The sequence below is a fragment of the Rhizobium sp. BIGb0125 genome (assembly GCF_024810055.1).
In the GTDB taxonomy this organism is placed as follows: Bacteria; Pseudomonadota; Alphaproteobacteria; order Rhizobiales; family Rhizobiaceae; genus Agrobacterium.
On sequence record NZ_JANUDV010000008.1, the window covers coordinates 112,057 to 122,076 of the forward strand.

General features: G+C 54.5%; 12 protein-coding genes. 8 read left to right on the top strand and 4 right to left on the bottom strand.

The window, feature by feature from the left end:
* Positions 1-63 precede the first annotated feature (63 nt).
* A complete protein-coding gene (gene scpA / locus M2418_RS21415; RefSeq protein ID WP_259148988.1) occupies positions 64-2,205 on the top strand; it encodes a methylmalonyl-CoA mutase in 2,142 nt (713 codons plus the stop codon).
* 120 nt (positions 2,206-2,325) lie between these two features.
* Positions 2,326-3,519 carry a cytochrome-c peroxidase gene (locus M2418_RS21420; protein ID WP_259148989.1) on the top strand — a complete coding sequence of 398 codons (1,194 nt, stop codon included), beginning with the start codon at positions 2,326-2,328 and terminating at the stop codon, positions 3,517-3,519.
* Between the two features lie 58 nt (positions 3,520-3,577).
* On the opposite strand, the gene leuB is transcribed toward M2418_RS21420, so the two are convergent.
* The 3 genes from leuB to M2418_RS21435 all read right to left on the bottom strand — a co-directional run bounded on the left by leuB (position 3,578) and on the right by M2418_RS21435 (position 5,927).
* Positions 3,578-4,690, bottom strand: coding sequence for a 3-isopropylmalate dehydrogenase (gene leuB, locus M2418_RS21425; RefSeq protein ID WP_259148990.1), 1,113 nt, complete (start codon positions 4,688-4,690; stop codon positions 3,578-3,580).
* Between the two features lie 228 nt (positions 4,691-4,918).
* Positions 4,919-5,524, bottom strand: coding sequence for a 3-isopropylmalate dehydratase small subunit (gene leuD, locus M2418_RS21430; protein ID WP_259148991.1), 606 nt, complete (start codon positions 5,522-5,524; stop codon positions 4,919-4,921).
* Positions 5,525-5,690: 166 nt separating this feature from the next.
* Positions 5,691-5,927 (bottom strand): hypothetical protein, encoded by a 237-nt coding sequence (locus M2418_RS21435; RefSeq protein WP_192490545.1) that lies wholly within the window; start codon positions 5,925-5,927, stop codon positions 5,691-5,693.
* A 111-nt stretch (positions 5,928-6,038) separates the two neighbouring features.
* On the opposite strand from M2418_RS21435, the gene M2418_RS21440 reads away from it, so the two are divergent.
* Both M2418_RS21440 and M2418_RS21445 read left to right on the top strand, forming a co-directional pair.
* The gene (locus tag M2418_RS21440; protein WP_259148992.1) at positions 6,039-6,950 is read left to right on the top strand and encodes a CoA ester lyase; all 912 of its coding nucleotides are present in this window, start codon (positions 6,039-6,041) and stop codon (positions 6,948-6,950) included.
* Positions 6,947-7,153 carry a DUF1737 domain-containing protein gene (locus tag M2418_RS21445; RefSeq protein WP_259148994.1) on the top strand — a complete coding sequence of 69 codons (207 nt, stop codon included), beginning with the start codon at positions 6,947-6,949 and terminating at the stop codon, positions 7,151-7,153. Before M2418_RS21440 ends, M2418_RS21445 begins: the two co-directional genes overlap by 4 nt.
* A 65-nt stretch (positions 7,154-7,218) precedes the next feature.
* Here M2418_RS21445 and M2418_RS21450 read toward each other — a convergent pair whose 3' ends face one another.
* The gene (locus M2418_RS21450; protein ID WP_192490542.1) at positions 7,219-7,659 is read right to left on the bottom strand and encodes a metallopeptidase family protein; all 441 of its coding nucleotides are present in this window, start codon (positions 7,657-7,659) and stop codon (positions 7,219-7,221) included.
* Positions 7,660-7,992: 333 nt separating this feature from the next.
* Here M2418_RS21450 and rplU point away from each other — a divergent pair, with 333 nt between their 5' ends.
* The 4 genes from rplU to M2418_RS21470 all read left to right on the top strand — a co-directional run bounded on the left by rplU (position 7,993) and on the right by M2418_RS21470 (position 9,972).
* Positions 7,993-8,307: a 50S ribosomal protein L21 gene (gene rplU / locus M2418_RS21455; RefSeq protein WP_192490541.1), complete on the top strand. Its 315-nt coding sequence runs from the start codon at positions 7,993-7,995 to the stop codon at positions 8,305-8,307.
* Between the two features lie 41 nt (positions 8,308-8,348).
* Positions 8,349-8,618 (top strand): 50S ribosomal protein L27, encoded by a 270-nt coding sequence (gene rpmA, locus M2418_RS21460; RefSeq protein WP_250984184.1) that lies wholly within the window; start codon positions 8,349-8,351, stop codon positions 8,616-8,618.
* A gap of 128 nt (positions 8,619-8,746) precedes the next feature.
* Positions 8,747-9,382, top strand: a complete 636-nt coding sequence (locus M2418_RS21465) for a GNAT family N-acetyltransferase (protein WP_259148995.1) — start codon at positions 8,747-8,749, stop codon at positions 9,380-9,382.
* Positions 9,379-9,972 (top strand): GNAT family N-acetyltransferase, encoded by a 594-nt coding sequence (locus M2418_RS21470; RefSeq protein ID WP_250984185.1) that lies wholly within the window; start codon positions 9,379-9,381, stop codon positions 9,970-9,972. The genes M2418_RS21465 and M2418_RS21470 overlap by 4 nt, the downstream gene beginning before the upstream one ends.
* Positions 9,973-10,020: the final 48 nt, after the last annotated feature.

The window sequence follows — 10,020 nt, forward strand, 5'->3', positions numbered from 1 at the left end:
CGCTGGAACCCAATCCGGTGAGCGTGGTTTCCTATGGATGAATGACGGTAAAGGGAGAGATTAATGCCGGTGGACAAGACAGTGAAGGACTGGGAAGCGCTTGCCGAAAAGGAAGTGAAGGCTCCCGCAGAGACACTCGTCTGGCACACACCCGAAGGCATCGATATCAAGCCGCTTTACACAGCGCAGGACATTGAGGGCATCGATCACCTCGATACCTTACCTGGATTCAAGCCATTTGTGCGTGGACCGCGTGCGACCATGTATGCCGGTCGTCCTTGGACGATCCGCCAATATGCTGGTTTCTCCACAGCGGAAGAATCCAACGCATTTTACAAGCGTAATCTTGCCGCTGGTCAAAAAGGCCTGTCAGTTGCCTTCGATCTGGCAACCCATCGCGGTTATGACAGCGATCATCCGCGGGTAGAGGGTGATGTAGGCAAGGCTGGTGTTGCTATCGACAGTGTCGAGGACATGAAGATCCTGTTTGACGGCATTCCGCTCAAAGACATGTCGGTTTCCATGACCATGAATGGTGCCGTCATTCCCATTCTCGCCAACTTCATTGTTGCGGGGGAGGAACAGGGCTGTACGCGCGCCGAACTGTCCGGCACAATCCAGAATGACATTCTCAAAGAATTCATGGTGCGCAACACCTATATCTACCCGCCAGAACCGTCGATGCGCATCATTGCCGATATTATCGAATATACAGCGAAAGAGATGCCGCGCTTCAACTCGATATCGATATCCGGCTACCATATGCAAGAGGCTGGGGCGACACTGGTACAGGAACTGGCATTCACTCTGGCGGATGGCCGGCAATATGTACGCGCAGCAATTGCCAAAGGTCTTGATGTGGATGCCTTTGCCGGTCGGCTGTCGTTCTTTTTTGCCATTGGCATGAATTTTTTCATGGAGGCTGCCAAACTGCGTGCCGCACGTCTTTTGTGGTCTCGCATCATGGAGGAATTCGAGCCGAAGAAGCCGTCTTCCCTCATGCTGCGCACCCATTGCCAAACGTCGGGTGTGTCGTTGCAAGAGCAGGACCCATACAACAATGTTATCCGCACCGCCTATGAAGCGCTGTCGGCAGCGCTCGGCGGTACGCAATCCTTGCACACCAATGCACTGGATGAAGCAATAGCCCTACCGACCGATTTTTCGGCGCGTATTGCCCGCAATACCCAGCTTATTTTGCAGCATGAAACCGGCGTGACGAAGGTCGTCGACCCACTGGCTGGTTCCTATTACGTGGAAAGTCTGACCCATGAGCTGGCAGAGAAAGCCTGGCAGCTTATCCAGGAAGTAGAAGGGTTGGGCGGCATGACCAAGGCCGTGTCGGATGGTCTGCCAAAACGGCTTATCGAAGAGGCGGCGACGCGCCGGCAGGCTGCGGTTGATCGCGGAGAAGAGGTGATTGTCGGGGTCAATCGTTTCCGTCTGGAAAACGAAGAACCTATCGACATTCTGGAAATCGATAATAGTGCAGTCCGAGCAGCACAGATCAAACGTTTGGACAAGCTGCGTCAGCAGCGTGATCCGAAAACACTGGAGCAGACACTCGCCCGACTGTCCGACGTGGCAAAGTCGGGACAGGGTAACCTGCTGGAAGCGGCTGTTGAAGCGGCGCGTGCGCGTGCGACGGTTGGTGAAATTTCAGATGCCATGCGTGTGGTGTTTGGCGATCACTCCGCCGTGCCAGACGTTGTCGATAATGTCTATGGCGCAGCCTATGGTGACGATCCCGAGTTTTCGACGCTGAAGGGTCGATTGACCGAACTTGCCGGTGTCTTGAAAGTCCAACCGAAAATCATGGTCGCAAAACTTGGACAGGACGGGCACGATCGCGGTGCCAAGGTCATTGCCTCGGCCTTTGGCGATGTTGGCTTCAAGGTCGTAGCTGGCCCCCTGTTCCAGACGCCTGAAGAGGCGGCAACCCTGGCTATTGAGAGCAAAGTTCACGTGGTCGGTATGTCGTCGCTTGCGGCGGGTCACAAGACGCTGGCGCCACAGCTGGTTCAGGCGCTAAAGGCCAAGGGTGCAGAAGATGTAATTGTGGTGGTTGGCGGTGTTATTCCGCGCCAGGATTATCAGTATCTGCTCGATAATGGCGTAGCTGCCGTGTTTGGTCCTGGCACCCATGTGCTTGAAGCAGCACGCGCGGTTGTGGATCTGATGCAAGGACGCCTTCGTAACACTTGATGGCGGCGGCCGGTCACGGCTGTGCCAAAGTGGAAGCAAAAAAGAAAGTTTCTGGCGTTTGAATGGGCTGAGGTGATATAGGTCAACAATAATGCGGCATTAGGCCGGTATTGAAAGACCATGTTTAAGATCACCTTCCGTCTTGTCATAACCAGCGTGGCTCTGTTCGCTTCCGCGAATGGTGCTCTTTGGTTTTCGCCTGCCCATAGTGGCGAGGATTACGCGACGATAGAGAAACTGGGCGAAGCGTTATTCAACGACCCCAATCTTTCCCATAATCGCAGCCAAGCCTGCTCCACCTGCCACATGCAGGGTTTCGGCTTGGTGGATGTGCGGGAGAACGACGGTGCTGGCCAAGACGTATCGCTTGGCGACAATGGCAGTTCGCTTGGTGATCGCAATGCGCCAACCGCGTCTTACGCAAAGCTCTCTCCCCCGTTCAGCAAAAATGAAGCGGGCGAATATGTCGGAGGCCAGTTCTGGGATGGTCGCGCCTCGAGCCTTGAAGATCAGGCCGCAGGTCCGCCCTTGAACCCAGTGGAAATGGGCATGCCCAATAAGGCCACAGTGGTTGGACGTCTCAAAGAAAATCCGGATTATGTTGCAGCCTTCGGCACGCAATTTGGATCCAAAGTATTTGATAATCCTGATGATGCCTATGACGCGATGACAAAGGCATTGGCTGCTTTTGAGCGCACCGACGAATTCGCGCCCTTCGATTCCAAATATGATCGGTATCTGCGCGGCGAAGAAAAACTGACGGATCAGGAAGAACTGGGTCGGGTACTGTTTTTCTCCAAACAGTTCACCAACTGCAATCTCTGCCATGAGGTCAACGGACCGAACGGTATTGAAAAAGGGCTGTTCACCAACCACAAATATTTCAATATTGGCGTGCCGGAGAATACGGCGGTGCGCAAAGCCAATGGCTCAAAAGTGGGTACAGTCGACACGGGTCTGGCGCAGAACCCGGCGGTGACAGATGCCGATGCGCAGCGCGGCAAGTTCAAGGTACCGACACTGCGCAACGTCGCCGTAACCGGTCCTTACATGCACAATGGCGTGTTCAAGGATTTGCGCACCGTTGTGCTGTTTTACGTGAAGTACAATAGCAAGAAAAAAAGCCGTCAGATCAATCCGGAAACCGGTGACGTCTGGGCTGCACCGGAAGTCCCTGAAAATATCGCCATGACAGAGTTGACGGCAGGGCCGGCGCTTGATGACAATCGCGTCGATGCTTTGGTGGCGTTCATGAAAACGCTGACCGACAAGCAGTATGAGCATCTTCTGCCCAAGGATGCGGGCACTCAATAACAAACGGGCAGAGAAACAACGCTCCTCTGCCCGTCTTCTTTAAAGTTTTTGGGTTTGATCAGGCAGACAGTGTCTTGAACTCGGCCAGAACCGCGTCACCCATTTCAGATGTGCCAACCTGACGGCAACCTTCATCCATGATGTCGGAGGTGCGAATGCCCTTTTCCAGCACGTTGGCAATTGCTGTTTCCAGTTGGGTTGCCTCGTCGACCATATTGAATGAATAACGCAGGCACATGGCGAAGGAGGCGATCATGGCGATCGGGTTGGCAATGCCCTGACCGGCGATATCCGGTGCCGAACCGTGAACCGGCTCATACATGGCCTTGCGTTTGCCTGTCTTGGCATCCGGTGCGCCAAGCGAAGCGGATGGCAGCATGCCCAGCGAACCGGTCAGCATGGCCGCGACGTCGGACAGCATGTCGCCGAACAGGTTGTCGGTAACGATGACGTCAAACTGTTTTGGTTTGCGCACCAGTTGCATGCCGCCGGCATCTGCCAGCATGTGCTCCAGCTGTACGTCCTTATACTTCGCAGCGTGGGTTTCCGTCACAACCTGGTTCCACAACACGCCCGATTTCATGACGTTGCGCTTTTCCATCGAGCAAACGCGATTGCCACGGGTGCGGGCCAGTTCGAAGGCAACGCTGGCGATACGCTCAATCTCGAATGTGTCGTAGATTTGTGTGTCGATACCGCGCTTTTGGCCGTTGCCCAAGTCGATAATCTGCTTTGGCTCGCCAAAGTAGACGCCACCGGTCAGTTCTCGAACGATGAGAATGTCGAGGCCTTCAACCAATTCCTGCTTCAGCGATGAAGCGGCAGCAAGTGCCGGGTAGCAGATGGCTGGGCGCAGGTTGGCGAAAAGCTCCAGATCCTTGCGAAGGCGCAACAAGCCTGCTTCCGGACGCTGCTCGTACGGCACGCCATCCCACTTCGGACCACCAACGGCACCAAACAGAATGGCGTCTGCTGCCAGCGCCTTTTTCATGTCTGCATCGGAAATCGCCACACCATGGGCGTCATAGGCCGAACCGCCAACAAGACCCTCTTCGATCTTGAAGCCTGTGTTTAGGGCGCTGTTCATGTGGTCGATCAGCTTGCGGACTTCAGCCATGGCCTCAGGGCCGATGCCGTCGCCGGGCAGCAGAAACAGGGTGCGAACTGTCATGGGAACCTCTCCTTGGCGCATACCGGAAAACCGTAACCGGTTTTGCGATAACGGCATGCACAACGTGAAAACCTCAATCCCGCCTGACCGTGTTTCACGTGAGACGTGACGCGGTCTGCGGGGGTCCAGGTTTCATATCCTTGGGATGAGGGCATTTCAAGGAAAGCAAAAGCCGATTTGGTACGGATTTTCGTTCCAAATCGGCTCTAAATAGTCAGGTAAAGCTGTTTACGCCCAGGGACGGACGGATGCGTTGGTTTTTTCAAACGTATCGATAGCTGAAGAATGTTCCAGCGTCAGGCCAATGTCATCGAGACCGTTCAGCATGCAATGGCGCTTGAAGGAATCGATTTCGAAGCTGATGGTGCCTCCGTCAGGACCACTGATCTGCTGGTTTTCGAGATCGACGCTGAGAACGGCGTTGGAGCCGCGCGATGCGTCGTCCAGCAGTTTTTCCAGATTTTCCGGGCTGACGATGATCGGCAGAATGCCGTTCTTGAAACAGTTGTTGTAGAAGATATCGGCAAAGCTGGTCGAGATGACACAACGGATGCCGAAGTCAAGAAGCGCCCATGGCGCATGCTCACGCGACGAACCGCAACCGAAATTGTCGCCAGCCACAAGGATCTGTGCATTCTGGTAGGCTGGCTTGTTCAGCACGAAATCAGGGTTTGGTGAACCGTCTTCAAGGTAACGGGATTCCGCAAAAAGACCCTTGCCCAGACCGGTACGCTTGATGGTCTTGAGGTAATCCTTCGGGATAATCATGTCCGTATCGATGTTAACGACCGGCATGGGGGCGGCAACACCCGTTAGCTTGGTGAACTTGTCCATCTATCGCTCCAGCTTGGCTGTATTTGCAAAGCAAAATCGGGCTTTGCGCATGATGATGTCGCCAATAAAGCAATTCCCGCAAGATTTGAAGGGAAAACAGCTCAACGGGCATACGCCACTTCAAAGCAGCGGAACGCCGCTGCTTTTCCAGTTCGCTTTCATATCATCAAAGGTCGATGATTGTGCCCTTGCCGTCGTTCCAGACGCGCATGTCACGCTGGCTCTGATTGCGGGTCTTGACCGGAATAGGTGCCGGTTTCAGTCGGGCAGTTACTGCGCGAGTAAGGCTGATGAGCGCGAGCACGCCAACAAATGCCACAGTAAGAGAAGCCGTGAAAACGGCGGCCAGCGCCAAAATTGCGATGCTGGAAGCCGCTATGATTAAAGTGCGGATGCCTTGCATAATTCAAAACCTTTCGTTCATCAGCAATGTGGGCGTTGTTTGCCTTGCTTGCAAGAGGATTCGACGCGAAGTGTGCTTGCGGATGCCATAAAACCTTGACACAAGTGCGGCATGACCAAATTTGAGCCTGAAAATATTGCTCGTCCGCGCCGTTCGGTACTTTGTGTGCCCGCAATCAATGAACGTGCGCTTGAAAAACTACCTGATCTCGACTGCGATGCGGTGATTTTCGATCTCGAAGATTCTGTGGCTGTTGATGCCAAGCAGCAGGGACGCGAAGCTTTGGAGCGTTTTTTTGACAAGACCCCACTTGTCGGGCGCGAAACGATCATCCGCATCAATGCCTTTGACAGTACGTTCGGCCGTGCAGATCTTGAAACGGTTTTGCGTTGCGTGCCCGATGCGATCTTGTTGCCCAAGGTCGACCAGCCGTCTGACGTTCATGACATCTCTGATATTCTGACCGAAAGAGATGGCGCGGAGAACATGCGCATCTGGGCCATGATTGAAACACCGCGCGGTGTTTTGAATGCGGCTGCCGTCGCCGAGGCAGCACACACACCAGACTCGCGTCTTTCGGCCTTTGTTGTCGGCCTCAACGATCTGCGCAAGGAAACCGGTGTGCCCAATCTGCCCGGCCGTACCTATCTGGTTTCCTGGCTGATGCAGATCGTGCTGGCTGCAAGAGCCTACGGCCTTGATGTCATCGATAGCGTGTCAAATGATTTCCGTGATCTCGACGGTTATGCAGCTGAGTGCGAGCAGGGCCGTGCCATGGGGTTTGATGGCAAGATGCTGATTCATCCGGCGCAGATCGCTGCTGCAAACCGGCATTTTGCGCCGTCAGAAGACGCTTTGGAGGAAGCACGCAGTATTGTTTCTGCTTTTGCTGCGCCCGAGGCGGCTGGTCTGAACATTATCAACGCGAATGGTCGCATGATCGAGCGCCTGCATGTAACGGGTGCTGAAAAACTGTTGCAAATGGCCAGTGCCATAGACGCAAGAAAGGCAGACAGACTATGAAACTCTACCGTTTTATCACCGGTCCCGATGATGCAAAGTTTTGCCATCGCGTCACCGATGCCCTCAACAAGGGTTGGGAGCTTGCGGGATCACCGACCTATGCTTTCAACGCGGCAACTGGCGTCATGCATTGCGGCCAGCCGGTCACCAAGACCGTTGAGGGTAAGGACTATCACCCGGACATGAAGCTCGGCGAGCAATAATCGCGGCTATCTTTTTCAGCATTTCCGGAAGATGGTGCCCGCATTCACATGCGGGTATCTGTGTTTTAGCGTTCGGAAGCAGCAGCTTCAGCACTTTCTTCGATGCGCTCCATGTCGTCATCGGACAGACCGAAATGGTGGCCGATTTCGTGGATGAGAACATGGGTGATGATGTCGCCCAGTGTCTCTTCGTTTTCGGCCCAATAATCCAGGATAGGACGGCGATAGAGCGTGATACGGTTCGGCATTTCACCCGTTTCCATGGTGAAACGTTCGGTAATGCCCCTACCCTCAAACAATCCCAAGAGGTCGAACGGGGTTTCGAGCGCCATATCCTCGAAAACTTCATCGGTCGGGAAATCGGAAATTTCGATAATGAGATTGTTGGTCAGTCCGCGGAATTCTTCCGGCAGGTGGCCGTACGCCTCGATGGCCAATGACTCAAAACTGGAAATTGTTGGTGCATGGCGGTCCCGCCAATCGTCGGTCTGGTCAATGCGGGCCATTTTTACTCCTTGCTATGGCCATCATATAAACAGTTGAAGCAGAAATTTCGAGAGCCGTTTGCAAGAACATGAAAAATCATCGCAAATGGCATGGCTGACAAGGGATTTTGCGTGGTTTGTGCCTTGACAGATCAAGGGCGCTCAAGTATCCCGGCACGCGAATTGAAGGGGCGTAGTGCGTCTTCTGTTTTGTTCTGCCTTTTCGGGCAGGTTTCACCGGTGAAGATTTTGACGCCATTTGGCTCAGGGTTTTCACTACTCCGACTGATAAAAAGACGGCCGGACACTTGGTTTCAAGTGATCAGAGCCGGAACGAACATGAAAGGATAAAAAATGTTCGCAGTCATCAAGACCGGCGGTAAGCAGTACCGCGTGGCCGCCAACGACGTACTTACCATCGAAAAGCTGGAAGTCGAAGCTGGTGACACTGTAGAATTCACCGAAGTTCTCGTTATCGGCGAAGGCGCCGACGCAAAGTTCGGTGCACCCTTCGTAAAGGGCGCGACCGTCAAGGCTGAAGTTGTTGAACACAACCGCGGCAAGAAAGTTCTGTCCTTCAAGAAGCGTCGTCGTCAGAACTCGAAGCGTATTCGCGGTCATCGTCAGCATCACACTGTTGTTCGTATCACGGACATCGTTGCTGCCTAATCGGCGCGTCACGGGAAACTAGGTTTTAAAGGAGCACTCCAATGGCACACAAAAAAGCTGGCGGTTCATCGCGTAACGGTCGCGATTCGAATTCCAAGCGCCTTGGCGTAAAGAAGTTCGGCGGCGAAGCCGTCATTCCAGGCAACATTATCCTGCGCCAGCGCGGCACGCAGTGGCATCCGGGCACCAACGTTGGCCTCGGCAAGGACCACACGATTTTTGCGCTGACCGCCGGTAACGTATCCTTCCGCACGAAGGCTAACGGCCGCGTATACGTGTCTGTGGCACCGAAAGCGGAAGCCGCAGAATAAGCCGGTAAGCGTTATATGCAGCCGGTGTCTCATCGACCCGGCTGACGCTTTAGGTTCAGTCAGAAAACAGGGGAGATGGGGCACCACCCATCTCCCCTTTTTCTTTATCCCAACAGGAGGACTGAACCATGCAGGATGAATTGATCAGGGCTGACCAAGAGCGGTCGCCCCAGGAACGGCTGAGGCCGCAGCGGTCGAGGACCGATTGCCCTGTCTTATTATCGCAACGGCTCGTTTTGCGCGCGCCACACGAAGAAGACATTGACGCCCTTGCCCATCTCGCCAACAACGCCAATATTGCGACCATGGTGTCGCGTATGCCGCTCCCATATACGGCCAAAGATGCCGCTGATTTTGTGCGACGTACGAAAGCTGGCGAGATTGGCAAGTGCGTCTATGCGATTACCCGCATGGACAATGGCGAGTTTATGGGGTGCTGCGGTCTGGAGCCTGACCCTGATGATCCCGGTACGGTCGAGCTTGGCTATTGGCTAGGCGAACCCTACTGGAATAATGGTTATACGACCGAAGCTGCACATGTCCTGATTGACATGGCGTTCCGCACCCGTGACATCGACTTCATCGATGCACGCTGCCGGGTCACAAATGTCGCATCGCGCCGCGTTATCCAGAAGTGCGGTTTCCAGTTCCAGAGCTCCGGCATGGTCGGTTCGCTGGCTTTGGGCGGCATGGTGCCTGTCGAATGGTTCCGGCTGGATCGCAAGACCTGGGTTTCTCTCAGAAGCTGGGGGGATATGCGATGACCAATGCTGAATTGTTGCGCAGCAGGCAGGTTGATACTCTGCCACCTCCCGGTCCCTGCCCGACCATTGAAACACGTCGTCTCGTACTGCGGCCGCAACGGCTTGCCGATGCCGGCAGCATTGCAGAATCCTTGAGTGATTTTGCAGTAACACGCATGCTGGCCAGAGTTCCTGCCCCTTATTACCGGCAGGATGCTTTGGAATGGCTTATCCTGCGAACATCAGGCACGTTACCGGATTGGGATTTTGCCATCACCCGCGATGACGATACCCTGATCGGCGTCGTTTCCGTCGAGTTTCGCCATGGCGAATGGCATCTTGGTTACTGGCTCAATCGCTTCTATTGGGGCAAGGGTTACATGACCGAGGCGGTTAGCGGTGTTGTTGAAAGGTTCTTCCGCCGCATGCCGAATGCGACCATGCATTCTGGTGTGTTTGCGGATAACCCCGGTTCGCTGCGGGTTCAGGAGAAGCTGGGTTTCCGGATTACCGGCTGCCATGAGACCTATGCGGTCTCGCGCGCGGCAATGGTTGCGCATCTGGATACCGTGTTGACGGCAGAGGATTTCGTGCCTTCACGACCGCGATAACCATACACGAGGCCGGTTTCGTGCGAAGCCGGCCTTGTTTTACATGGC

Coding starts and splice junctions, on each gene's coding strand:
- leuB (WP_259148990.1), bottom strand. CDS start 4,690: ATGACAGTTCGCACCCTGTTTCTGCTGCCCGGCGACGGCATCGGCCCT.
- M2418_RS21435 (WP_192490545.1), bottom strand. CDS start 5,927: ATGCAAGGCATCCGCACTTTAATCATAGCGGCTTCCAGCATCGCAATT.
- scpA (WP_259148988.1), top strand. CDS start 64: ATGCCGGTGGACAAGACAGTGAAGGACTGGGAAGCGCTTGCCGAAAAG.
- rpmA (WP_250984184.1), top strand. CDS start 8,349: ATGGCACACAAAAAAGCTGGCGGTTCATCGCGTAACGGTCGCGATTCG.
- M2418_RS21440 (WP_259148992.1), top strand. CDS start 6,039: ATGACCAAATTTGAGCCTGAAAATATTGCTCGTCCGCGCCGTTCGGTA.
- M2418_RS21445 (WP_259148994.1), top strand. CDS start 6,947: ATGAAACTCTACCGTTTTATCACCGGTCCCGATGATGCAAAGTTTTGC.
- M2418_RS21470 (WP_250984185.1), top strand. CDS start 9,379: ATGACCAATGCTGAATTGTTGCGCAGCAGGCAGGTTGATACTCTGCCA.
- M2418_RS21420 (WP_259148989.1), top strand. CDS start 2,326: ATGTTTAAGATCACCTTCCGTCTTGTCATAACCAGCGTGGCTCTGTTC.
- leuD (WP_259148991.1), bottom strand. CDS start 5,524: ATGGACAAGTTCACCAAGCTAACGGGTGTTGCCGCCCCCATGCCGGTC.
- M2418_RS21450 (WP_192490542.1), bottom strand. CDS start 7,659: ATGGCCCGCATTGACCAGACCGACGATTGGCGGGACCGCCATGCACCA.
- M2418_RS21465 (WP_259148995.1), top strand. CDS start 8,747: ATGCAGGATGAATTGATCAGGGCTGACCAAGAGCGGTCGCCCCAGGAA.
- rplU (WP_192490541.1), top strand. CDS start 7,993: ATGTTCGCAGTCATCAAGACCGGCGGTAAGCAGTACCGCGTGGCCGCC.